Raw genomic sequence first — 24,375 nt, forward strand, 5'->3', positions numbered from 1 at the left:
CTAGAGGCGGATCCAAGGAGGGGAAAGTGGCGGAGGCAGGTGATAAGATCGCGGTCATGATCGTGGAAGATCATCCCCTGTTCGGGCAGGGGTTGCGTCGCGTGTTGGAAGGAGAGGACGACCTGGAAGTCGTCGCCGAAGTGAGCAACGGCGAGCTCGCGGTGGAGCGCGCGGCCGAGCTGGAGCCAGACGTGATCCTCATGGACGTGAACCTGCCCGGGATGAACGGGTTACAGGCGACCCGCCAGATCCGGGCCAGCACGGATCGGACGGCTATTATCATCTTAACGGCATATCATGACGAGGAGCAGCTTTTCCACGCGCTGCGCGCCGGCGCGGCCGCCTACTATCCCAAGGACGTGCTGCCGAGCGAGCTGATCATGGCCATCCGCGAGGTGGCCAACGGGAACTACGTGATCGGGGACCACGTGATGTCCGCGCCCCAGGTGGCCAACTGGCTGCTGAAGGAGTTCGAAGAGCTGGCCCAATACGGGAACGATCCCGATGATCTGTTCATGCCCCTGTCGCCTCGAGAGATGGAGATCCTCCGCTATATCACGCGAGGGGCAAGCAACAAGGAAATCGCCCGGGCGCTGGGCATCAGCCGGCAGACCGTGAAGAACCACATGAGCTCTATCCTGCGCAAACTGGCCGTCAACGATCGCACGCAAGCCGCGGTGCTCGCCCTACGGCGCGGCTGGGTGCGCTTCGAGGACACCATTGACTGATCCCTTTCGAGAAGGAGGAGAGAGCAGACGCCGCATGTGGCGAGAGAATGAACGCGATCTGGGCGAAAGCTTCGTGGAGTTCGCCGTTATCTTGATCCTCATCGTGATCGTCCTGTTGGCGATCCTGCTGGTGTTCGGTGATGACTTAAGACTGTTCTTGAACGATCTGCTGCAGACCTGGTTCCCTCCCCGATAATCGATTGTGGCCCCGCACATGAGAAGCTGTCAGGCAGCGCGGACCGCCTGATCGCTCATCTGCGCAGGATTCTACATGCCATCGCTCAACCCCGTGGTTCGGGCTATCCAGCCGGCCTGGCAAGGCCTGCTCGATTTGCTGTTCCCTCCTCGCTGCGTCGGATGTGGCCAGTGGGGCTCCCTGTTCTGCGCTCGCTGCCAGGAGGCGACGCCACCTATCCCTTCACCCGTTTGCGACCGATGCGGACGCCCGACGGTTCATTCCGGCACATGCTCGCTCTGTCATCGTGCCCCTCCCCCACTGTCAGGCATACGTTCCGCCGCGGTCTTCGACGGTCCCCTGCGGCGAGCGATCCATCACCTGAAGTACAGGGGGCGGAGCGCCCTGGCTCAACCGCTGGGGATGATCATGGCGCGAGCATGGCCGGGCGATGCGATCCATGGCGATTGCCTGATCCCCGTTCCGCTGCATCCCTCGCGCGAGCGACAGCGAGGATACAACCAGGCACGGCTCCTGGCGGAGGTCCTGGGGAGACAGATCGGCCTGCCGGTGGTGAAGGGCGCCGTGCGCAGAGTGCGAGCGACCCGGCCCCAGGTGCACCTGGACGCCCGGGCCCGACAGGAGAACGTCATCGGCGCCTTCTCCGAAGGGGATGTGCCCATGCGCGGCCGACGTCCCGTGTTGATCGACGACGTCTGCACCACATCGGCGACCCTCTCCGCCTGCGCCCACGTGCTATGGCAGGCCGGGGCCACGGAGGTCTGGGCATATACGCTGGCCCGGGCGGCCTGGGACCCAGAGCGTCCGGACGTGCTTCCCGACCGCGCGCCCTGAGCCGGCAAGAAGCTCAGCCCGCGATCGCCCTCATCCGACCGTTTCTGTAACTCGGAACGGCCACCGCGGCAGGTTCCTTTGACAAGGGCAGGTAAAGCCCATACAATACCCATCGGAATGCCGCTGAGATCGTCCATCCACCAGAGGTCGGGCTCGGCGGCGTTCTGAACAAGGAAAAGGAGCGAAACATGCAATTGATCATCCAGGGGAAGAATATCGAGCTTACGGATTGGCTGCGGCAATATGTGGAAAGGAAGACGAGCCGGCTCGATCGTTACCTTCCGGATATCCAGGAGATCCGGGTAGAGCTCTCCACCCAGAAGACGAAAAGCGCCCAGGATCGTCAGGTCGCGCAGATCACCATACGGGCGAATCGTGCCATACTCCGCGCGGAGGAGAAATCGCACGACATCTTCGCCGCCATCGACGCCGTCGTCGATAAGATGTACCGTCAGATCGACCGCTATAAGGGAAAGCGGTGGCGCAAGCGGGGGCCGAGCGGGCTAGAGACCGCGTCCCCCATGGAGGCCATCGAGGAAGAGGTCGAAGAGGAGGAATCCCCGCGCATCGTGCGCGTCAAGCGCTTCGCCGTGACGCCCATGCTGCCGGAAGAGGCGATCGAACAGATGGAGCTACTGGGACACGACTTCTTCATCTTCTACAACCCGGATGACGAGGGGATCAATGTGATCTACAGACGTGCCGACGGTGATTACGGCCTGCTCCAGCCCGAGCTGGTGTAGCCCCCGTCACGCACGTTATCCCTCTTTGATTCGGCAGGCCAAGGAGAGGCGAGGATTCGCCTCTCCTTTCGTTTGCACGTGGGCCCTTACAGCCGAAGGCATCCCGCGCCCGCATGGTCACCCGCGCACCCCCCTACTTCTCGCGCTTTGCGCGATAATGGGGAAGGTGAGCGCTCCATCTCGGAGAAGGTCGGCCAGTATCCGAGCGAGGCAGATCGATCCACATGGCGAGAGGGGTATCCAAGATGGGATCCTGGCGAGTCGGCACATCGGGTTGGGTCTACCCCCACTGGCGTGGCGTCTTCTACCCGGACGAGCTGCCCCAGGCTCGCTGGTTTCAATATTATGTCCAGTACTTTGACACGGTGGAGATCAACAACACCTTCTACCGGCTCCCGGCCGAAAGCACGTTCGACCAATGGCGGGAGCAGGCCCCGCCCGGGTTCATCTACGCCGTAAAGGCCAGCCGGTACATCACGCACGTTCGCCGTTTGAGGGAGTGCGAGGAGCCGTTGCAGAAGTTCCTGGGCCGAGCGCGCCGCCTAGCCGCCTCGCTGGGGCCGGTCCTGTACCAGCTGCCACCCCGGTGGCGTCCCAACGTCGATCGCCTGGCCGCGTTCGTGGCGCTGCTGCCGCCCGATTTGACCCACGTGTTCGAGTTCCGGGATGCCCGCTGGTTCCACCAGGAAATCTTACAGATACTGAGAGATCACGGACTGAGCTTCTGCATCTACCATATGCCCGGCCTCGATTGCCCATTGGAGGTCACCGCCCCCACGATCTACGTCCGGATGCACGGCGCAGGCGAGGTCTATGGGGGCTGCTATGATGACGCCGCCCTGCGCACCTGGGCCGATCGCATCCGCTCCTGGTGCCGGGACGGGTACAACGTTTATGTCTACTTCAACAACGACGCCTTCGGCAATGCGGTGCGGAACGCCCTGACGCTGAAGGAGATGTTGGGCTGATGGCCTGGGAACACAAGCCATGCATCGCCCTGAGGGTGCACCGATGCGCTTAAAGATCGGATGTTGCGGGTTCGCACGGGGGAGGGCCGCGTACTTCCAGCGCTTCCCCGTGGTGGAGATTCAGCAGACCTTCTACAAGCCTCCCCAGCCGACCACGGCTCAGCGCTGGCGGGAGGAGGCCCCGGCCGGGTTCGAGTTCACGCTCAAAGCCTGGCAGCTCATCACCCATGAGCCCTCCTCACCGACGTACCGCAAGGCTCGGTTGCAGCTGAGCGCCCCGCCCGAGCACTATGGGGCTTTCCGTCCCACGCCCGAGGTGCTCGCCGCCTGGGATCGGACCTGTGAGATCGCGCAGATCCTTCGCGCTCGGATCGTCCTCCTCCAATGTCCGGCCAGCTTCACGCCAACGGAGGAGCACATCCACAATCTGGACACCTTCCTCTCTACGATCGATCGACGGGGGGTGACGCTGGCCTGGGAGCCGCGCGGGGATTGGCCCCCGGATCTAATCCGGGAGCTCTGCCAAGCCCACCAGCTGATTCACGCCGTCGACCCCTTCCAAGGGCTCCCCGTCACCACGGGCGTGGCATACTTTCGCCTCCACGGGCGGACCGGCTATCGCTATCGATACACGGAGGAGGACCTGACACAGCTCCTTGATTGGTGCCAAACCTTCGAGGAAGCCTACTGCCTGTTCAACAACGTTTCCATGTGGGAGGACGCAACGCGTCTGTTGGAGATGAACCGTCCAGGGAGCTGAGGTCAAAGGATGAGAATGGAGATGCCGGAGCAGCGATGCGCGATCTGCGGACGAAAGGGGCGCACCATCGCCGGCGCCCTAGAGTTATGTCAAGCATGCATCCGGTACAGGCCGGAGGACGCCCGGCCTATCGCAGAGCGAGCGCATCGGGAGAGTCGCCGCCTGTTCGATCTGCCGGAAGCGCCGCCGCGCGTCCCCGATGGCGTCCAGTGTGAACTGTGTGTGCATCGGTGTCGCATTGGGGAGGGAGAGCGAGGCTTCTGCGGCCTGCGCACCGTCCGTGGCGGCCGGCTGGTTCACCTGGCCGGCACCCCACAGCGCGGCCTGCTGCACTGGTACCGGGACCCGCTCCCCACGAACTGCGTGGCCGATTGGGTATGCGCGGGGCATGAACGGCGCGGCTATCACAACCTGGCCGTGTTCTACGCCAGCTGTACATTCGATTGTCTTTACTGCCAGAACTGGCACTACCGAGAGGTGGACCCAAAAGCCAGCACGCCGATCTCAGCCCGGGAGCTGACGGCCGTGGCCAATTCGCGCACCTTCTGCGTGTGCTACTTCGGCGGGGACCCCGCGTCGCAGATGCCCCACGCGCTGGCCTCCGCCCGTCTCCTGGCCGAGCGCGGCGTAGCCGTGTGCTGGGAGACCTCAGGCAGCGCCCATCCACGCCTCATGGATCGAGCCGTCGAGCTCTCTCTGAGGACGGGCGGCACCGTCAAGTTCGACCTGAAAGCATACGACGAGGGCCTCCACTACGCGCTGACGGGCGCATCGAACAGCCAGACACTGGAGAACTTCGCCCGAGCGGCCTCCCGCTTCTCGGAACGTCCCTCCCCTCCATTGGTCGTGGCGAGCACACTCCTGGTGCCCGGCTACATCGATGCCGAAGAGGTGAGCCGGATCGCCCGCTTCATCGCGGGGCTCCATCCGGATATCCCCTACGCGCTGTTAGCCTTCGCGCCGAACTACCTGATGCCCGATCTGCCGACCACATCGGTCGCCCTGGCGGAGGCCGCCCTGGAAGCCGCCCATCGGGCGGGATTGCGTAACGTGCGCGTCGGCAACCGGCACCTCCTCTCTCGAGAGGAATAATCCCTGGCGCTCACCTTCCTCGATTCATCTCGTAGACGATACGCAGACCGTCCAGCGTCAGCCAGGGATCGACGTGTTGGATCACATCCGTCTCCCGGGCCACCGTCTGGGCCAATCCGCCGGTGGCGATAACTTTCATATCCTCTCCCAGCTCACGCCGGAAACGGGCGACCAGCCCCTCTACCAGGGAGACGTATCCATAGAAGATGCCGGACTGCAGCGCCTGCACGGTGTTGGTGCCAATGGCCTTGGGCGGAGGGGCGATCTCCACGCGATACAGCTTGGCCGCGTGAGCGAAGAGGGCCTCCGCCGCGATACTGATGCCCGGGGCGATGGCGCCCCCCAGATAGTCCCCCTCCCGAGAGATGGCGTCGAAGGTGGTCGCCGTCCCGAAGTCGACGACACAGGCCGGGCCGCCGTACTTGTGCCGCACCGCCGCGCAGTCCACCACGCGATCGGCGCCGACCTCCCGTGGGTTCTCATAGCGGATGCGCACGCCCGTCCTCACCCCCGCATCCACGACCAGCGGATCGTGACCGAGGTAGCGGTGGCTGACCTCCCGAAAGACCCGAGTCAGCGCGGGGACCACACTGGCAATGGCCACGCCGGTCACATCACCGAGATCCAGGTCGTAGTGCGCGAAGAGCTGGGCGAGCAGAATGCCATACTCGTCCGGCATGCGATCGTGCACGGTCGCGATGCGCCAGTGCGCGTGGAGCCGTTCGCCCTGATATACGCCGGCGGTGATGTTCGTGTTCCCGATGTCAATGGTGAGCAGCATGTCAATCCTCCCGAGTGCGCGCAAGGGGAACTATCCCGCTATACGGGCTCCCCTACTGACCTCGCTCGACGAATCTCCGCAACGCGATTCCGTTCATCCACCAGCACGATCGTCGGATCCCAATCCTCGGGTAGCGGCTCCGGCACCTGGGCGTACGCCATGATGATCACCTTGTCGCCCACCTGTATCTGGCGCGCCGCGGCCCCGTTCAACTCGATAGCCCCGCTGCCCGCCGGCCCAGCGATCACATAGGTCTCCAGGCGGGCGCCGTTGTCGACGTCGACCACCTGCACCCGCTCATAAGGGCGAATGCCCGACGCGTGCAGCAGATCGCTGTCGATGGTGATCGATCCCTCGTAATGGATGTTGGCGGCCGTGACCGTCGCCCGATGGATCTTAGCGAACAACAGCGTTCGGTGCATTCAGACCTCCTGATGGTTATGATTCGGGTCTCAGCAGGATGTTATCGATCAAACGTGCCCTCCCGATGCGCACCGCCAAAGAGAGCAAAACACCCTGTCCGGCATCACCCAGCTCGGCCAGGGTCTCCGGATCGGCCGCGCTGACGTACTCCACCTGGGCCAGAGGCTCCGAGTCCAGCACAGCCCTCATGATCTGGCGTAAGCGCTCACCATCGCGCTCGCCGGCCATCCAGGCGTCGCGAGCGGCGCAGAGGGCCCGATAGAGGACAGGAGCGGCCGCCCGCTGCTCGGGAGTCAGATACACGTTACGGGAGGACAGGGCCAGCCCATCCGGGTCCCGGACGATCGGACACACCACGATCTCCACGGGGAAGTTCAGATCCTCCACCATTCGCCGGATCACCACCACCTGCTGTGCGTCCTTCTGCCCGAAGTACGCGCGATCCGGCTGGAACACGTTGAACAGCTTGGCGACCACCGTCGCTACGCCGCGAAAATGCCCGGGACGGGCGGCCCCCTCCAGCGGCTTCGATACCTCCTCAACGATCACATAAGTCTGAAACCCAGGCGGATACATCTCCTCGACGGTCGGCACCCATACCAGGTCCACATCCAGCGCACGCAAAAGCTCCAGGTCCCGCTCCAGATCGCGAGGATAGGCATCCAGATCCTCCCCCGGCCCAAATTGGGTCGGGTTCACGAAGATCGAAACGCCGACGTGATCGTTCTCCTCCCGAGCACGCCGGACCAATGAGAGGTGTCCCTCGTGGAGATATCCCATAGTCGGCACCAGTCCCCAACTTCCCGCCCGCTCGCGGCGGATCCGGCGGACCTCCGACACCCTTTCAACGACCTCCATCGGACTCCTTCCCTCCTTCAATTTTCACGGTGAGCGGTAAGCCCCCTCACCAATCGCCACACGGTTTCGTTCACGGGCGTGGGCACGCCCAGCCGTCGCCCCTCAGCCACGATGACGCCATTGATGCTGTCGATCTCTGTGAGACGGCCGCGCTCCACATCCTGTAACATGGAGGATCGATTGGCGGCCGTAGCCCGACATACCTCCTCCACGTGCGCAATCGGATCTTCGAACATGAGTTGCACGCCCCGAGCCGTTGCCACAGCGGCCGCCTCCCGGCTGAGCGAGGCCAGAAGCGCCCGTCGATCCTCGTGGACCAGCAGATCGCCATTGGGCACACGCCACAGCGCGGTGAGCGGGTTGATGGCGGCGTTGACCACGGCCTTGCCCCACACGATCTGCTCGACATCAGAGGCCAGACGAGCGTCAAAACCCGCCCGCCGCAGCAAGGACACGAGCCCTCTCACGCGAGCCTCAGGCCCCGCGCCGATGTAGGTCGGCCCGCGGCCGGCATGGCGCACCCGGCCGGGCCTTAGCAACGTCGCCCCCTCAAAGGTCACACCGACGGCCATGCGGTCCCCCCCAACGGCCGCCGCGAGCCAGGGCCCGTTATCCAGCCCGTTTTGCAGGGTTACCGCCAGGCCGTTCGGGGCCAGGCACCGCGCGGCCCATGCCGCCGCGCGATCGGTCTGATAGCTCTTAACCAACAACAGAACGACGTCCGCCGTAGGCACGGCCGTTGGGTCGTCGGCCGTCCGGACGGCGGCCTGCCAGGTCTCCCCCTGTTCGGAGATGCACACGCCTTCCCGCCGCACCGCCGCCAGCCCGGCGGCCCATGTGCCCAGCATCCATACCTCGACGTGGAGGGCCAGGCGCGCCGCGAACAGACACCCCATCGCGCCCGTCCCCAGGATCACCACCCGCCCGATATCCCCCCGGGCGGAGGCAGACGCATGACCGCCGAAGGGAGAACCCTCGCTCACGGCTCGAGCTCCTGCGCCCACTCTCGCCACGCCGCCTCATCCATCGCGAAGGTGTGCTCCGCGGCCGGGAACCGGCGATGGAGCACGTCCTCGCGATACGCGGCCAACGCCCGCTCCATCTCCCCGAAGAGATCGGCATAGCGCTTGACGAAGCGAGGGGTGAACCGATCGAACATCCCCAGCAGATCGTGCAGGACCAGCACCTGGCCATCGCAGTGCGGGCCCGCCCCGATGCCGATGGTGGGGATATCCAATCGGCGCGAGATCTGCTCCGCTACGCGGTCCGGCACCATCTCCAGGACGATCATGATCGCCCCCGATTCCTGCAGGATCCTCGCGTCCTCCAACAGCCGGCGAGCCGCCGCGGCCGTGCGCCCCTGTACCCGATAGCCTCCCAGCTTGCCAGCGGATTGCGGCGTCAACCCGATGTGCCCCACGACGGGGATTCCGGCGTCGCTGATCGCGCGTACCGTTTCGGCGATCTCGCGCCCCCCTTCCAGCTTCACGGCATCCATCCCCGCCTCTTTCAGAAAACGACCAGCATTTCGCACGGCCTCCGTCCGGTCCGCCTGGTACGAGAGGAAAGGCATGTCCCCGATGAGGAACGCCCGCTGCGCCCCGCGCCGCACGGCCCGACAATGATGTAGCATCTCCTCCATCGTCACAGGCACCGTCGACTCAAGCCCCAACACAACCATGGCCAAGGAGTCCCCTACCAGGATGCAATCGATCCCAGACCGGTCCACGGCCAGCGCGCTGGGGTAATCGTATGCGGTGACCATGGTGATCGGCTCTCCCCTGCGCTTCTTTTCCTGGAGCGTCAGGACGGTAACCTTCTTCCCTTCCACAGGATCCTCCCATATGAAAAACGCCCCTCGACAGGCCGAGGGGCGTGATAGAAAACACGCGCGCGAACGCAGTCTCCTATATCGCCGTCTCGGTCGTCGAAACGATCCAAGCGACGCCTTGTACATCTATTTGTGTGCGCTCACCGCCTGATGCAGGTCGGTGGCCGTGTAAGAGAAATTATCTCACAGATAGTCGCGCAGGCGACGGCTGCGGCTGGGGTGACGCAGCCGGCTCAACGCGTGCGCCTCGATCTGCCGAATGCGCTCCCGCGTCACGCCGAACTTGCGTCCCACCTCCTCCAATGTGTGCGTGCAGCCGTCCACCAATCCAAACCGCATCTGCAGGATCCGGACCTCGCGCGGGCTCAGGGACTCCAGGATCTCGTCAATCGCCTCCCGGAGCACGCGTCGGCTGGCCTCATCGCTGGGCGAAACGGCCTCCTCGTCCTCGATGAAATCCCCCAGATAGGAGTCCTCCTCCTCGCCCACGGGGGTCTCCAGGCTCAGCGGATGCTGGGAGACTTTGAGGACCTGTTCCACCCTCTCAGGGGTCACCTCCAGCTCGGCCGCGATCTCTTCCACCGTGGGATCGCGCCCCAGCTTCTGGGCCAGATCGCGGCTCACCCGATGCACGCGATTGATCTGCTCATGCATATGCACCGGCACGCGGATGGTCCGCCCCTGATCCGCGATGGCACGCGTCACCGCCTGTCGAATCCACCAGGTGGCGTATGTACTGAACTTATACCCCCGGTGGTAATCGAACTTCTTGACCGCGCGAATGAGGCCGATGTTCCCCTCCTGAATCAGGTCCAGAAAGGGGACCCCCCGCCCCATGTACTTCTTCGCCACGCTGACCACCAGCCGCGAGTTGGCCTCGATCATGTGCCGCTGGGCCGCCTCGCCGTCTCGCACCTGAGCCAACAAGCGCTCACGCTCGACAGGGTCGCTAACCCCTTGAGCTAGACGGCAGCGCGCCTCGCGCCCGCGCTCCATTCGTTTGGCCAATTGTACCTCCTCCTCCGCTGTGAGAAGAGGCACTCGGCCGATCTCCCGCAGGTACAAACTGACGGAATCGTCCGTTTCTAGCTCCCCTAAATCAGGCTCCGCCTGCGTATCCCCCTGGGGTTCAATAGATGGAGGGGGCACGTGGTCCCTCTGGTCGGTGGCGGCGACTCGAATTCCCTTCTCGTACAGTGCAGCGAAAACCTCCTCTGCCTCGTCAAGATCCGATTCGATCTCGGGGAATGCGTCCATAACGTCGTCATAGGTCACATATCCCCGCTGCTGGCCGATGTGGAGAAGATGCTGTATGATCGCCAGGGTATCCGGCGAGGGTGAGAAATCCCTCCTCCGCTGTGTAGCCCGAACATTGGTCCTCAGCAACTCTCCCCTTCTCCTTCCTGTGGCTTTGGGCATTTGGATGCAGGCTTCTCTCTCGACCATGAGCGGTGGTCGACGGGTACCCCCCTACCCCGCGCGAGCGTGCCACGAAAAAGATCACTCCTGCCCAGCCGCCGGCGTCGGCGTCGCCTCGCCTCCTGCCGGGGTTGCCGTCGCCGTCGGAGTGGGCGTGGGTGCATAAGCCGGCTCGCGTACCAACCGCTCCATGTCCTCTATGGTGAACGCATCCACAACATAGACCTTACCCTCCTCACCTTTCTTAACATAATACGCAGACCGCTGAGGGGTCTGGTCTCCCCACCAGAGCGTCTCCTGCTCCCCACCTCGCAGCCTGACTTCAGCCCGCCACGCGGGATCATCCAATCCGTACTCTGATAACTCTATAGTACCCGTAAAAACGCGCCGGGCCTGCAAGCGAGCTAACAAATTGACCACCCGATTGACCCGAACATCGTCCGCCGGCTCCTCAGTTCCCGTCTCCGGATCCGTCAGGGACCAGGAAGCTCCCTCCCCGCGCACCAAACGCGTGCGCCCATCGGGTCCTATGACATCCAATTGTACCACATCCGTCGGATCAAGCTCCCACACGAACGTGGCCGTTGGCTCGGGGGTAACATCTCCTGCCCCATTTTCTCGTTTCATTTCGAAAAAATAGGTATATCCTCCTAAAGCGATGAAGATCACCACGACCAGTAGCGTATTGCGGAATCGCATGATGACCACCCATGACAATCCGTGCGATCAAGCGAGGGATCCGATAGCCTCCCAGGAAGCCCCCGGACTCATCGACGCTCCCACCAGACTGCACCGCCCAACGCCAGCACGATCAGCGGCAGGAAAATCACGGTCCCGTAGAAGATCAGTTTCTGCTGAGCCGGCGTTAGCGGCTGCATCGTCCGGATATCAGGCGGCTTGGGGCCGATGGCGATCAACGCCTCCTCCTCCGCCAGCCAATTCACGCTGTTCCGGAACAGATCCGCGTTGCCGAAAGCTCCTCGTACGCTGTTCAGGATGGCGTTAGAAGCGAAATCGGAATCGCCAAACACGATCAGCCGGCTCCCCCGCTCCCGATACTCCACCGTAATGGCCAGGATCAAGGGCCCACGGGTATCCTCGCCTTCATCGTAGCGTGCCTGCTGCTCCGTCAGGTTCGTCTCCCCCCAGCTATCCCTGCTGGTCTCGATCAGCGGCGTAAAGACGAGATCCTCCTCCGGCAGCTCTGGGGTGACCTGCTCAATGGAACGGGCCAGGGGGAAGAAAGAGGTCAGCCCCCCCAGATCCTTGGTGATCGTTGAGAACCGATAGCGGGTCACCAGAGGAGACGCGGCATCGCCGAAGAAGGCGCTGGCCGGATCCAACACCAGATCGTCACGCAGGCGAATCCCCCACTTCTTCAGCATCTCCGAAAACGCAGCCATGGGGTCTTCTTCGCCCCGCCGCGCCGGGGGGTCGGCCAGGATCATCAACCGACCACCCGCCTCCAGCCACTTATCCAATAAGGAGATCTCGTCCGGAGAGAAAGAGACCTGCGGCGATGCCACAACGATCGCCGCGGCATCAGCGGGGATGGTGTCCGTGATAGTGGCCAGGTTCAAGAGCTCGACGTTATAGTTGTCCATCCCCAGAATCCGCCCGACATTCCCGTAGTCGGCCGATTGAAAGCCCTCCGGATTGCGTTCTTTATGTCCAGTTGTGAAGTAGACCACCTTCTGCTCATCACGAGACACCTTCAGCAGCGCGCTGGTCAGATCCTCCTCATCCAACCCGAACGTCTGTTGTCGCTTATCCCCTGATTGAAACACCAGAACGCCATAGCTGGTTACGCCTAATCGACGTGCCTCACCGGGACGCTGCTCTGGGTCAACGAACTCATAGGTAAACTGGTCGCTGTGGTACGCGTACTCCTTCAGCAGATCTTCTACATCGGTCTGGCGGGGATCACCAGGGGTGAAGAACCCCGTCACCTTGACCGGTCTCTCCAGCGATTGCAAGATCTGGATCGTCTCCTGGGACAGGGTATACTGCTTGCTCTCCGTCAGATCGAACCGCTTATGGTGGCGATCGGAGAGAATGTTGACCGTGGTCAGAATTCCCAGGAAGGCGACGCTGAGCAACAGAGCGTTCCCGCCGTAGCGCGCCCGGCGACCGGTGAGCGCAGCCACCACCTCGCGCGGTCGCAGGAGCGCGTAGCTGATGACCAGCACAACCCCAAGACTCAAGAGAGCCTCGGGCAGCCATGGAGGCTCACTGCCCAGGACCCGTGCCGCAATAGATAGCAGGACGGCTACGATTCCGACACCAGCCAGATAAGGGGCGCCTCGTCGCAATGAATCCATCATCAGCGCCACCTCCTAGTCCCCAAGATCTGCGTCGTCAGGAAGAGCGCTCCTACGGTCACGCTGAGGTAGTAGACCACATCACGCGTGTCGATGATACCCCGCAGGAAATCGAAGAAATGGCTGAACAATCCCAAATACGTCAGTATACCGGCCAGCGGCCCGCTGACCACCGTGGCCAGGAACTGCGTGAAGGTCAGGACCAGGATCAGTCCCAAACCCAAGAAAGCCGCCACGATCTGATTTTGGGTGACAGCCGACGTCAGCAGCCCCAGGGCAAGGATGGCCATCCCCAGCAGGATCACGCCCACGTAGGTAGTGACGAACATGCCATGGTCGGGGTTCCCAAAGCGCTCGATGAGCAGCGGGTAAACGAGCGTGGGGACCAGCATGGCGAGGAAGACCACGCAACCGGCCAGATACTTCCCTAGCACCACCTCCCAATCCCGTATCGGCGAGGTAAGGAGCAACTCGATGGTGCCCGATCGCTGCTCCTCAGCCAGCAGCCGCATGGTCAGCAGTGGACCGACGATGATCAGGATGATCGCGCTGAACATGTTGCCGAACACGAACCGGAGAGAGGCCTCGGCCCCCGGCCGCCCCGCCACGATCAGGGAGAACAGAATCCCCATGACAACGAGGTAGGCTGCGATGACGACGTAGGCGATCGGCGAAGCGAAATAGGCCCCGAGCTCCCGTCGGGCGATGATGAGTGCGTTCCGCATAGGGCCCTCGTCACCTCCGTTTGTAAGGTTGAGTGCGCGGGCATGGGGGTTCTACGCTTATCGTCTATTCGGTCGTGAGCTTCAGGAAGACCTCCTCCAGACTCATGCCGATGGGACGCAGCTCGAGCAGATCCCAGCCGCGTTCCACCAGCGTACGCGCCAAGATGGGACGCACATCCCGCCCCAGGGCGCAGGTGACCTCGTACTTTCCATCTCCCACGCGGGCCACCTCCTGCACTCCATCGATGGAGCCCAGCGCCTCCTCTACACCGGCCGCGCCATCCGCCAGGTGAACGAAGATCCGCTCCCCGCCTTTCAGGCGAGCCGTCAGTCGCTCGGGCGTATCCTCGGCCACGATCTCCCCCTCGTTGATGATCAGGACGCGGCTGCACACCTGGCTGACCTCGGGCAGGATGTGGGTGCTTAAGATCACGGTGTGATCCCCTCCCAGGCTGCGGATCAGCTCGCGGACCTCGATGATCTGCTTGGGGTCGAGCCCGATGGTCGGCTCGTCCAAGACGATCACATCGGGATCGTGGATCAGCGCCTGGGCCAAGCCGACCCGCTGGCGATACCCCTTGGACAGCTTTCCGATGATCACATCCGCATGATCATCCAGCCCCAGCTTCTCCATGACCCGCTCAACCGCCTCCTGGCGATCAGGAACCCGGCGCACGGATGCGATGAAGTTCAGATAACTGACCACGGTCATTTCCGGGTAGAGAGGCACGCTCTCCGGCAGGTAGCCGATGTGTCGCCGGGCCTCCAGGGAGTTCTCGAAGACGTCATAGCCAGCGACTCGAACGCGGCCAGCGGTGGGCGGCATGAAGCCCGTCAGGATCCGCATGGTTGTCGTCTTCCCGGCGCCATTGGGCCCCAGGAAACCCAGCACCTCGCCGCGCTCCACCCGAAAGGTGACCCCCTGGATAGCAGCGAAGTCACCATAGACCTTGGTGAGGTCCTCCACCTCGATCATGCCCGCTTACCTCCATGAGCCCACGATGCTTAACAATAGCACACACTAGCATGGGCACATTAAACCCAGATTAATCACCGCCATTCCCCGGATCATTTTCTCCGGGCGTCTTGAAATCGTAAATTCCATCCCGCAGGGGCCAGACACGGCCGCAGGAAGGACAGGGAACGCCCTCCGGGTTAGGGGACAAAGGTTCCGCACCACAGACGGGACAACGGAAGAAGGCATCCGGCAATCCGTCAGGCGGTTGTCCCAGACGTCTGGCTTGCACGAAGACGCTGGGGGCGAGCTTCAGCACCGCTCCCGGGCGCTGCAGCCAGCCATCGACCCTCGCCAGCGCGGTCCCCGGCACCAGGCGCTTTAGCCACCCGACGCGCAGATGGGATACCGCCCGCTGACGCTCGATCCGAAAGCCGGCCGCGCGCAGTCGCTCCTCCATCCAGGCGGGATGGAAATCGAAATTGAGCTCGACGAACTCGTACGGCTCGCGGGCGAAGGGGCTCCAACGCTGGCGGCCCATCAGATAGCGAAAGATGGCCTTCAGGTGCCGCTTGTTCGCGTACTCCATCACCAGGGTCCCTCCAGCGCACAGGACACGGCCGATCTCCTGCATCGCCAGGGGGATATCCACCAGGTGATGGGCCACGCGGACCATCACGGCAGTATCCACAGCGCCAGCACACAGGGGCATCTGATAGACGTTGGCGGCGACGAAGGTGACGCGAGGATCGCCGCCCAGGTGCTCGCGAGCCTCTAGCAAAAGGGATCGGGAGTAATCCAGCAGGATCACCTGCTCAAACGAGGGGAGATAGAGGTCAGCCAGACGACCGAAGCCAGCGCCGATCTCCACCAGACGTCGGCCGGTAGAGGGCAAAAGGCTCCGCAGGGCGATCCGCTCCGCCCGGTCCTCGAATTCGCGCCCCTTTCCTTCCCAGAACTCGGCGCGATATCGGCTGCCCTCATAGTCGCAGATGGCTACTTGCGAGGTGTCGCCCGTCATGCCACCCCAAATGTTTTACGTGAAACATCGCGTGGTGTGTTTCGCAGCCCATACAAGAAGGCGGCGATTAGCGCCGCCCACCCTCTCATGACATGCCTATTATAGCATACTTCTCGCGTGATTACAATACGTATCGGCAACAAAAATCGTGCCCTCCTTGTCAAACCATATCATCGGCGGTACAATGCCCTCACAAGACGAGCGTTGGGGGCAGAGGGTGCAAGAGGTCCAAGATTTCGCGGCGCGGGTGATCGAGAACGTCGAACGGGTGATCGTCGGCAAACGGCGCACGATCGAGTACATCGTCGTGGCCTTGCTGTGCGAGGGCCACGTGCTGCTGGAGGACGTCCCGGGCGTCGGCAAAACCATGCTGGCGCGGGCTATCGCCGCCTCCCTGGGGGTGACGGCCAGGCGGCTCCAATGCACCCCGGATCTGCTGCCCAGCGACGTGATCGGCGTCTCCGTCTTCAACGAGAAAACTCGCGAATTCGAATTCCGCCCCGGGCCAGTGTTCTCCAATGTCCTCCTGGCCGACGAGATCAATCGCGCGACCCCCCGCACGCAGGCAGCCCTCCTGGAGTGCATGGGCGAGCGCCAGGTCACCGTGGACGGGATCACTTATCCTCTGAAGCGCCCTTTCCTCGTCCTGGCCACCCAGAATCCCATCGAATACGAGGGCACCTTCCCCTTGCCCGAGGCACAGCTCGACCGCTTTCTGCTGAAGCTCAGCCTGGGCTATCTGGACGCAGAGGAGGAGTCCCTCATGCTCCTCAACCTGCAGCGCCAGCATCCCATCGAGCAATTGGAGTCAGTGGTGGATGGGGATCGCGTCCCGGACCTGGCTCAGCGGATCTGGGACGTTCACGTGGACGACACCGTGCGCGACTACATCGTACGGCTGGTACAGGCCACGCGCCATCACCCCGACCTGGCCCTGGGGGCCAGCCCGCGCGGGAGCCTGGGGCTGTTCCGCGGCAGCCAGGCCCTGGCGGCCATACGCGGCCGCGATTTTGTGCTGCCCGATGACGTGAAAGAGCTGGCCCCCCTGACCCTGGCACATCGCTGCATCGTCCACCCCGAGAGCGCGCTGCGAGGCCGGACGGCCGTACAGATCATCGAAGACGTCCTGGAACAGGTGGAGCTGGATATCGGGGAGCTGCGCTGATCACCGCCCGCCGAGGAGACGCGCCGAAACGCGCACCTTGGGGCCAGGGAGCCCGTGAATGGATATCCCGTTTCTCATCATCCTGCTCTTCGCCCTCTTCATCCTGCTACGCATTGAGTTCATCTTTTACATTATATATGTCCTCTTCGGGACCTGGATCGCCGCCCGGTGGTGGGTGAGGCGAGTGGCAAGCCGGCTGGAGATCCGACGCGCATACGCGGACCACGCATTCCTGGGAGATCAGGTGCGGGTCGAGCTTCGCATCGAGAACCGCAGCTGGCTGCCCGTCCCATGGCTGCGCGTCAGCGAATCGGTCCCCCTGATGTTGCATTCACCGAACTTCGTGCGTCGAGTGGTCACGCTGCCCGCGCACGGCCACGCCACCATCACATACACGTTGGATTGCCGGCAGCGAGGCTACTACGCGCTGGGGCCGGCCAGCTTTCGCACCGGCGATCTCTTCGGGTTCGCTGAGACGCAGGTCCAGGAGCCGGAAGAGGATCACATCACCGTCTATCCGCGCATCGTCCCCCTGACACAGCTGGGCATCTCCTCCCAATTGCCGTTCGGGGCGATACGAACCCGACAGCGTCTGTTCGAGGACCCCGTGCGCGTGAGCGGGTTGCGCGACTATGAGACGGGAGATCCGCTGCACCGTATCCACTGGAAGGCAAGCGCCCATGCGGGGGAGCTTCTGGTGACCAAGCTGGACCCCGCCATCTCGCTGGAAACGGCTATCCTGCTGAACCTGAACGCGGCGGAGTATGAGCAGCGACAGGCCATCCACGCCAGCGAGTGGGCCATCATCGTGGCTGCCTCCATCGCCCACCACCTGGCGGAGCAACGACAGCCGGTGGGGCTGTTCACCAACGGGCACGACCCCGTCAGCGGACGGGGATGGGCGGCGGGGCTCCCACCTCGCTCCGGGCGAGGGAACCTGATCAAGTTACTGGAGGTGCTGGCTCGCATCGAGCTGGCCCGCGAGGCGCGGCCGTCCTTCGCCGCCTGGATGCGCGAGGCCACCTTGGATCTCGGATGGGGCACGACGGTGATCGCCATCACGCCCAAGGGGGATGAGGCGACCTGCCAGGCCCTTCGCTGCAACGGGCTGGCCTGAACACCATCCTCATCGTGGTGGAGCCCAGCCTCCAATTCAAAAAGATACGGCAGCGGGCCCACCATCTTGGATTCCCGGCATATCTGGTCGCCTACGAGCGAGATCTCGATCTTTGGCGCTCGCCGGCCGGGGCGGGTGAGCGCATCCGATAGGGGAGGGGGATATGGCCGAGGCCCCTGTGGAACAAAGCCTTATGCCCCAGGATAGCCTGTGGCTGCGAGGGATCCTCCGGCCACTCATGGTGGCCCTGCTGGCCACATGCCTGGCCATCGGGTTCATCGCCGTGGCGCAGGCGGCGATCCCCGGGTGGGGACGCGGAGCCGTGCTCCCGTTCCTCTCGCTGGTCGCTCTGGAGGCGGTATACACCACGCTGTGGCTGGCCGCATCGGAGCGGCGCGATCGACGCACCTTCCGGTTTCGATTCGGCGAGATCTGCCTTCTACTCATCGCGGCCCGGCTCCTCACCTTCTACGTCAAGGGACAATGGCCAACCGCCACGCTGCTCTCGCAATGGCTGCGCTCCCCCCTGAGCTTCTTCGATGGCACGTCGTTCTTCCTCGGGATCTTGACGCTGATCGTCTGGGGACAGAGCACCGCGATGATGGGCGCACTCGAGCGCATGTCCCTGAAGCCGGACGAACTGGTGGTCAGGCCGCTGTCCGCGCGCGACCTGGATTGGAACGAGATACGCGCGCGACATCCGTCGCGCTCCATGCTGTTGAGGGAGTTCAGCACGTACTGGCTGTGGGGAGGCGTGCTCCTGGCCTTGTGCGCGGGGCTGTCACGGGTAGAGCTGAAGCCAGCCGTCGGACAACTGATCGGCATCCGACACCTAGGGATCACACCGATGCTCCAGGGCGCCCTGGTCATCTACTTCCTGGGCGGCCTCCTGCTGATCAGCCAGGGACGCTTGGCCGTGCTGCGAGCCCGCTGGCGGTACGAGGGAACGGACACGGACCCCGAGCTCGTGCGGCGCTGGGGAAGGTTGGGCATCGGCATGCTGGCCCTTGTCGGGTTGCTGGCCGCGCTGCTGCCGTTTGGGTCCTCCTTCACGATGGCACGCATCCTGGCGGCGGTGATCAACTTCATGATGCAGATCTCGTACGCCGCTCTCCTGCTCTTCTTCGCCCTGTTCGCGTGGCTTCTGGGATTGCTGGGGCTCGGAAGCGAACAGGCCCCGGCGGCCGAGGCCCTGCGGCCCCCTCCGGAGCCCCCGGATATCGCCACCAGCAGCCTGCATCTGCCCGACTGGCTCGGCGGCGCCCTGGTCTGGCTGCTCATGGCCGTCATCATCGGCTATTCGGTGGTCGCCTATCTGGGCGGGAGAGGCATTCGCCTGGACAGCCGTTGGCTGCGTCGCCTGTGGCACTGGTGGCGCGCCTGGTGGCAAACCTGGCGAGGGCGAACGCGGCGACTCGGCCAGCGCGTTCGCTCCATGATCGCCCTCACGTTGGCATCGGTGGGCGGTGGGGGGGTGCCCCGTTGGCGTTTCCTAAGCCTGCGCAAGCTGGGGCCGCGAGAGCGGGTGCGCTATTTCTATCTCTCCACCGTGCGGCGGGCTTCCGAGCGGGGGGTTCCCCGACAACCCTCTGAGACCCCTCATGAGTATGAGGTCGATCTGACGGCTCACTGGCCCGAGATCGAACAGGATCTGACATCGCTGACGGAGGCCTTCGTCGATGCCCGTTACAGCGCGCATCCGCTTCAGCCGGAAGATGCCAGGCGGGTACAGGAGATATGGCGACGCGTGAAGGCTGCGCTGCGGCAGCGCGATCGGGAAGAGGGCCAAGACAGCAAGTTGACATAATACATAAGATAACAAAAAACGCACGGCTATACATAACATAAAAAGTTATCGCTTCTGCTTGACACCGCAACGGTCGTTTGGTATAATAAGCGTTGATGGCTGGTGAGGGATCACCGGCCAAGCCAATGTAGGAGGCTGCGGCGTGGGGGGCGCCCATGTGACAGAGACGGAGGTATGAGCTTTCCGGGAACTGGAGCATGCGGCACGCGAATGGGTCTGAACCGGAGCCCATGAGACGCCCATAAGCCTCGGTGAAAGCGGATAGCGCACCGAGGTTTTTGTTGCCATAGGAGGGCGTCATCCCCTTACGCGAAACGATCTCAATATAGAGGGAGGTGAGTAGCCATTACCGTCGAACTGCGACCAGGGGAATCTCCCGAGAGTCTCCTGAAAAGGTTCCGCAAAGCGGTGACTGAGGAGCGGATCCTCAGCACCGTGCGCAAGAAGCGCTGGTTCACACCGAAGAGCGAGCTTCGGCGTCTGAAACGCAAGAAAGCCATCCGCAAGGCTCGTCGGGCAGCTCGCAAGCGTGCAGAGCGAGAAGCAAGAAGATGATGATTCGGGGGCGTCGCCGCCCTGATTCCCAGGGCAGCGGCGTGCCCCACACCATGTTTCATGAATAGAGGAAAGAAGCGCGATGGCGAAAACGGAAGAAAAGATTTCAGTCGAAGGGACAGTCGTCGAAGCACTGCCTAACGCCACCTTCCGCGTCGAGCTCGACAATGGCCATGAGGTATTGGCCTACCTGTCGGGCAAGATGCGAAGGCATTACATCCGGGTTCTGTTAGGCGACCGGGTGCGGGTCGAGCTATCCCCGTATGACCTCACCCGGGGACGGATCACCTTCCGCTTTAAGACTCCCAACCGAACCGGCTGATATCTGGTTCGTACCCCAATTCGGAAAGAGCGGACCAGGCCGGTTGCGTATTGGCGCGCATAATTTCCTCTTCGACTTTGAGGAATGGCGGTGGGCCCCGGTGTTTGTCGTTCCCTTTCCACGCGGCGGCCCGGTGGTATGAGCCAAAGGAGGGTAGGGTGACCACAACAACGCAGGCTGAAGTCGCCCGTCTGGAGCAAGAGTTGGCCGAGGCCAGGGAGAAGCTGGCAGCCGTCGAGGAACAGCTGGCAGAGCGCCCTGACTTCGGCTTGGGCCAGGGTAACGCGATGATCTACGAGTGGGAGATGAACCTGGCCGAGCGTGAGCGCCTTCAGGAGAAGATCGCTTCCCTGGAAGAGGCGCTGGAAAAGGCGCGGGCAGGACGTTACGGGATCTGCGAGGTGTGTGGTCAGCCCATCGACCCGGAGCGGTTGAAGATCCTGCCCGACACCAAGCTGTGCGTTAACTGCGCGGCTTCCAAACGATGATCCCAACCAATCAGGCACTCCTAAGGGGCCGCGATCTCCAAGCGGCCCCTTTTTACTTGGCCCATCGCGAGGATTTCCCTGAACTCGTCGGCGGGCTTTCCCCGCATATGCTAGGATGGCGATGACCGAAGGATTGGAGCGAAGCTGGGAAGATCTAGCTTCTGCCCTGAACCCACGTCAACGGGAGGCGGTAACAGCGCCGGCAGGGCCTTTGCTCGTCATCGCCGGCCCCGGTAGCGGCAAGACGCGCGTCATCACCTACCGAGCGATCTACCTCATCACCCAGCGAGGCGTCCCGCCCGACCGCATCCTGGCCGTCACCTTCACGAACCGGGCTGCCGAGGAGATGCGTGCACGCCTTGAACAGGTGGCAGGCGTATCCGGCGAGGACATCTGGCTTCACACCTTCCACGCCGTCGGCCTTCGTCTCCTGCGCGAGCACGGCGAGGCCATCGATCTGCCTGCCGATTTCATCGTCGCCGACGAGGAGATGCAGCATCAGGCGTTGCGGGATGCACTGCGAGAGCTGGACCTCAGCCCAGAGCTATACCCGATCCACGCCTTGCAGGATTACATCAGCCGCAGAAAGGGCGCCATGCAGGATCCAGCGCGCTCCCTGGCCCGGGAGGAGATGGAGATCATCTACGCGGACGTCGCGCGCGCCTATCAGGATTGGCTTCAAAAACACCAGGCCCTCGACTTCGATGATCTGATCTATTACGCCGTGCAATTGCTGGCGCGCCGGGCAGATATCCGTCGCCAGGTACAGGCGCAATTGCCCCATGTGCTAGTGGACGAGTACCAGGATATCAACCTGGCCCAATACCATCTGCTGACCCTGCTGGCCTCCCCGGGAAGCGATATCACCGTCGTCGCCGACGGCGACCAGTCCATCTACGGCTGGCGGGGGGCTCAGCCATCGCTGATCGATCGGTTCCAGCGCCGCTACCGCCCGCGCGTGATCGTGCTCGAGCAGAGCTACCGTTCCACTCAGACAATCCTCTACGCCGCCCAGTGGCTGATCGCCCGCGGCCAGGCACCTCCCTGGCGCGACCCCAAGCGGCGGACCTACCTTCGCACCGTTCACTCACGCGGCGATCCCATCTACCACTACATTTTCGCCACAGCTCAGCAGGAACAGGCCTGGCTGGCCGCCCTGATCCGCCGCCTGCACGAGGAGCGGGGCTATCGGTATGGCGACATCGCGATCCTGTACCGCACCCACCGGCTGGCCGACCCGCTGGAGGGCTACCTGGTCCAGCACGGCATCCCGGTGCATCGCGTGCAAAAAGATCACTTCTTCCGGCGCCCCCTGGTGCGCGAGGTAACCCGATATCTGCATCTGTTGCGCTCACTGGCCTCCGCGCCGGACCAGGAGGTGATCGCCGCCCTCAACTTCCCGCGAACGTTGGTGGACGAGCTGACCATCATGCAGCTAGAGCGGCTCGCGCACCGTCATCAGATCAGCCTAGCAGAGCTGGTCCGTTCCAGCGATCGTTTCCCCGAGCTCAGCCCGCTGACCCGGGCGGCCTTACGCTCCTTCCTCCAACTCTTCGAGGAGGAACTGCGTCCGGTCGCCCATCAGCCGGTCACCGTGATCGTGGAACGGTTGCTGGATACCCTGGCGGTCCGCCGTAGGCCTTTTGACCCCGAAGAGTGGCGGCGCCTGCTCGACTGGGCCGAGTTCTCCGCCCGCCCCGACGCTGTAGCCCGGATTCGCGATTGGCTGGATCGCCGTGTACCTTTCACCGTCTACGCTCCCCCCACGATCGATGGCGCGTGCGCGGCAGCCATCCTGTGCCGCGCCCTGCGGGACTATCTGGCCTACCCCGTCGCCGCCCAATTGGACGCGTCGCTGGACAGCCCGCAACTGAACCTCGTCGCCGAGGGGGAGCCGGCGCTGACCGTGCACGTCCCGCCCCAGCGCGCAGTGGGCCAATCCCTCGCCGCCATCGCCTGGAGACTGGCACAGGATATCCTGGCAACCTATGAGACCCTCGCCGACGGCCGGTTCGTGGTGTATGATCTGGAGACTACGGGCACGAATGTCCGTCGGGATGAGATCGTGGAGATCGGGGCCCAAGTCATGGAACATCGACGAGATGCGGCCCCACCTTTCTATTCGCTGGTACGCCCCGCCCGGGGCTCCATCCCGGCGGCGGCGACGAAAGTGCACGGCATCTCCTGGGCCGATGTGAAGGACGCGGATCCCATCGAGGTCGTGTTGCCGCGATTCCTGGCGTATGTGGGAGAGTCCACGGTGGCCGGGCACAACATCATCGCGTTTGACAACCGGTTCGTCGATCGGGAGGCCGCCCGGCTGTTGGGACGCTCCTTTCGCAACCCGGCGCTGGACACCCTGTCGCTGGCCCAGCGCCTGCTGCCCGATGAACACAGCTACAGCCTGGAACACCTCCTACGCAGGCTGAAGCTGGGCGAGGCGGTTGAGCATCGCGCGGCCCAGGATGTCCAGCAGACACAGATGCTCCTGCTCGCCCTGCTTGAGGAGAACCGGCGACAGCTGGCGCTGAATGCCCTGCCGGAGATGCTCCCGTGGGTGGGGTTGGGCCTGCTGGGCGCTGAGGCCGATTTGGAGGACGAGAACCGGGCGCTATGGCACGGCGCATTGCGCACGCGAGAGCTCGCGCCCCCGCTGGAGGAACACATCGTGGCGCAACTGCCGGTGGAGGAGCGCGCTCGACTGGATGAGCTCGCGCGGCGCCTGATGGCCGTACCGCCCCCACCCATGGCCGAAGATGAGGCCTGGAGCGCCATGCGCGAGAACTTCATGGCCTACCTCGCGAGCTTCGCACGCTTCAGCCGGGATCTCTCGCTGGGCGCCTTCCTGGACCACCAGGCCCTGGTCACCAGCCTGGACATCGAGGGCACGGGGACGGAAGGGGACCGGGTGACGATGATGACCCTTCACAACGCCAAGGGAACGGAGTTCCCGGTGGTCATCATCATCGGTGTGGAGGAGGAGAATCTGCCTCTGTGGACGACCATGGAGGAGGAGGAGGCGCTGGCTGAGGAGCGTCGCGTGTTCTACGTGGGTATGACCCGAGCGCGAGAGCGGCTGTTCCTCTGCTCTGTACGCGATCGAGGCGATGGCTTCGTTCGCCTGCCCTCCCGATTCGCGTTCGAGCTGCCCGCCGAATACGTGCGCCGCTTTCGCATCGATCCCCAGGGGCAGGTGCAGGAGCTTGACCCATCCGGCAAAACGGCGGAAAGATGACCCTGGTCACCTCTCCGCCGCTCATTTTCCC

At 63.5% G+C, this 24,375-nt stretch carries 25 protein-coding genes; 14 read left to right on the top strand and 11 right to left on the bottom strand.

Features of this window, described 5'->3' with window-relative positions; translation table 11 throughout:
- The first annotated feature begins 56 nt into the window (after positions 1-56).
- The 7 genes from GXP39_19125 (at position 57) to GXP39_19155 (ending at position 5,321) form a co-directional block, all read left to right on the top strand.
- Positions 57-728, top strand: coding sequence for a response regulator transcription factor (locus GXP39_19125; protein NOZ30147.1), 672 nt, complete (start codon positions 57-59; stop codon positions 726-728).
- Between the two features lie 34 nt (positions 729-762).
- A complete protein-coding gene (locus GXP39_19130; protein NOZ30148.1) occupies positions 763-924 on the top strand; it encodes a hypothetical protein in 162 nt (53 codons plus the stop codon).
- 408 nt (positions 925-1,332) lie between these two features.
- Entirely contained in the window at positions 1,333-1,758 is a 426-nt protein-coding gene (locus GXP39_19135) for a ComF family protein (protein ID NOZ30149.1), read from the top strand.
- Between the two features lie 188 nt (positions 1,759-1,946).
- Complete coding sequence (gene raiA / locus GXP39_19140) at positions 1,947-2,501, top strand: ribosome-associated translation inhibitor RaiA (protein ID NOZ30150.1); 555 nt, start codon at positions 1,947-1,949, stop codon at positions 2,499-2,501.
- A 245-nt stretch (positions 2,502-2,746) separates the two neighbouring features.
- A complete protein-coding gene (locus tag GXP39_19145; protein ID NOZ30151.1) occupies positions 2,747-3,469 on the top strand; it encodes a DUF72 domain-containing protein in 723 nt (240 codons plus the stop codon).
- Positions 3,470-3,512: 43 nt separating this feature from the next.
- The gene (locus tag GXP39_19150) at positions 3,513-4,229 is read left to right on the top strand and encodes a DUF72 domain-containing protein (GenBank protein ID NOZ30152.1); all 717 of its coding nucleotides are present in this window, start codon (positions 3,513-3,515) and stop codon (positions 4,227-4,229) included.
- Between the two features lie 21 nt (positions 4,230-4,250).
- Positions 4,251-5,321 carry a radical SAM protein gene (locus GXP39_19155; GenBank protein NOZ30153.1) on the top strand — a complete coding sequence of 357 codons (1,071 nt, stop codon included), beginning with the start codon at positions 4,251-4,253 and terminating at the stop codon, positions 5,319-5,321.
- 10 nt (positions 5,322-5,331) lie between these two features.
- On the opposite strand, the gene GXP39_19160 is transcribed toward GXP39_19155, so the two are convergent.
- The 11 genes from GXP39_19160 to GXP39_19210 all read right to left on the bottom strand — a co-directional run bounded on the left by GXP39_19160 (position 5,332) and on the right by GXP39_19210 (position 15,655).
- Complete coding sequence (locus GXP39_19160; protein NOZ30154.1) at positions 5,332-6,102, bottom strand: type III pantothenate kinase; 771 nt, start codon at positions 6,100-6,102, stop codon at positions 5,332-5,334.
- A gap of 38 nt (positions 6,103-6,140) precedes the next feature.
- Positions 6,141-6,524, bottom strand: coding sequence for an aspartate 1-decarboxylase (locus tag GXP39_19165; protein NOZ30155.1), 384 nt, complete (start codon positions 6,522-6,524; stop codon positions 6,141-6,143).
- Positions 6,525-6,540: 16 nt separating this feature from the next.
- Positions 6,541-7,383, bottom strand: coding sequence for a pantoate--beta-alanine ligase (locus tag GXP39_19170; GenBank protein NOZ30156.1), 843 nt, complete (start codon positions 7,381-7,383; stop codon positions 6,541-6,543).
- Between the two features lie 17 nt (positions 7,384-7,400).
- The gene (locus GXP39_19175) at positions 7,401-8,366 is read right to left on the bottom strand and encodes a 2-dehydropantoate 2-reductase (protein ID NOZ30157.1); all 966 of its coding nucleotides are present in this window, start codon (positions 8,364-8,366) and stop codon (positions 7,401-7,403) included.
- Positions 8,363-9,340 carry a 3-methyl-2-oxobutanoate hydroxymethyltransferase gene (gene panB, locus GXP39_19180; GenBank protein ID NOZ30158.1) on the bottom strand — a complete coding sequence of 326 codons (978 nt, stop codon included), beginning with the start codon at positions 9,338-9,340 and terminating at the stop codon, positions 8,363-8,365. The genes GXP39_19175 and panB overlap by 4 nt, the downstream gene beginning before the upstream one ends.
- Before the next feature lie 57 nt (positions 9,341-9,397).
- A complete protein-coding gene (gene rpoD, locus GXP39_19185) occupies positions 9,398-10,633 on the bottom strand; it encodes an RNA polymerase sigma factor RpoD (protein NOZ30159.1) in 1,236 nt (411 codons plus the stop codon).
- An 81-nt stretch (positions 10,634-10,714) separates the two neighbouring features.
- Positions 10,715-11,332 carry a DUF4340 domain-containing protein gene (locus GXP39_19190; GenBank protein ID NOZ30160.1) on the bottom strand — a complete coding sequence of 206 codons (618 nt, stop codon included), beginning with the start codon at positions 11,330-11,332 and terminating at the stop codon, positions 10,715-10,717.
- Between the two features lie 68 nt (positions 11,333-11,400).
- The gene (locus GXP39_19195; protein ID NOZ30161.1) at positions 11,401-12,957 is read right to left on the bottom strand and encodes a GldG family protein; all 1,557 of its coding nucleotides are present in this window, start codon (positions 12,955-12,957) and stop codon (positions 11,401-11,403) included.
- On the bottom strand, positions 12,957-13,679 hold the full coding sequence (locus tag GXP39_19200) for an ABC transporter permease subunit (protein ID NOZ30162.1): 723 nt from the start codon (positions 13,677-13,679) through the stop codon (positions 12,957-12,959). Before GXP39_19200 ends, GXP39_19195 begins: the two co-directional genes overlap by 1 nt.
- A 64-nt stretch (positions 13,680-13,743) precedes the next feature.
- Positions 13,744-14,655: an ATP-binding cassette domain-containing protein gene (locus GXP39_19205; GenBank protein ID NOZ30163.1), complete on the bottom strand. Its 912-nt coding sequence runs from the start codon at positions 14,653-14,655 to the stop codon at positions 13,744-13,746.
- Positions 14,656-14,725: 70 nt separating this feature from the next.
- Positions 14,726-15,655, bottom strand: a complete 930-nt coding sequence (locus GXP39_19210; GenBank protein NOZ30164.1) for a class I SAM-dependent methyltransferase — start codon at positions 15,653-15,655, stop codon at positions 14,726-14,728.
- Positions 15,656-15,872: 217 nt separating this feature from the next.
- Between GXP39_19210 and GXP39_19215 the strand changes: the two genes are divergently transcribed.
- The 7 genes from GXP39_19215 (at position 15,873) to GXP39_19245 (ending at position 24,344) form a co-directional block, all read left to right on the top strand.
- Positions 15,873-16,820 (top strand): MoxR family ATPase, encoded by a 948-nt coding sequence (locus tag GXP39_19215; GenBank protein NOZ30165.1) that lies wholly within the window; start codon positions 15,873-15,875, stop codon positions 16,818-16,820.
- A gap of 58 nt (positions 16,821-16,878) precedes the next feature.
- Positions 16,879-17,937 (top strand): DUF58 domain-containing protein, encoded by a 1,059-nt coding sequence (locus tag GXP39_19220; GenBank protein NOZ30166.1) that lies wholly within the window; start codon positions 16,879-16,881, stop codon positions 17,935-17,937.
- 163 nt (positions 17,938-18,100) lie between these two features.
- On the top strand, positions 18,101-19,744 hold the full coding sequence (locus tag GXP39_19225; protein ID NOZ30167.1) for a DUF4129 domain-containing protein: 1,644 nt from the start codon (positions 18,101-18,103) through the stop codon (positions 19,742-19,744).
- Positions 19,745-20,089: 345 nt separating this feature from the next.
- Entirely contained in the window at positions 20,090-20,299 is a 210-nt protein-coding gene (gene rpsU / locus GXP39_19230) for a 30S ribosomal protein S21 (GenBank protein ID NOZ30168.1), read from the top strand.
- Between the two features lie 82 nt (positions 20,300-20,381).
- Complete coding sequence (gene infA, locus GXP39_19235) at positions 20,382-20,621, top strand: translation initiation factor IF-1 (GenBank protein ID NOZ30169.1); 240 nt, start codon at positions 20,382-20,384, stop codon at positions 20,619-20,621.
- 158 nt (positions 20,622-20,779) lie between these two features.
- Entirely contained in the window at positions 20,780-21,109 is a 330-nt protein-coding gene (locus GXP39_19240; GenBank protein ID NOZ30170.1) for a hypothetical protein, read from the top strand.
- A gap of 121 nt (positions 21,110-21,230) precedes the next feature.
- Positions 21,231-24,344 (top strand): UvrD-helicase domain-containing protein, encoded by a 3,114-nt coding sequence (locus GXP39_19245; protein NOZ30171.1) that lies wholly within the window; start codon positions 21,231-21,233, stop codon positions 24,342-24,344.
- The last annotated feature ends 31 nt before the right edge of the window (positions 24,345-24,375 follow it).

Source organism: Chloroflexota bacterium (assembly GCA_013152435.1).
Lineage (GTDB): Bacteria > Chloroflexota > Anaerolineae > DUEN01 > DUEN01 > DUEN01.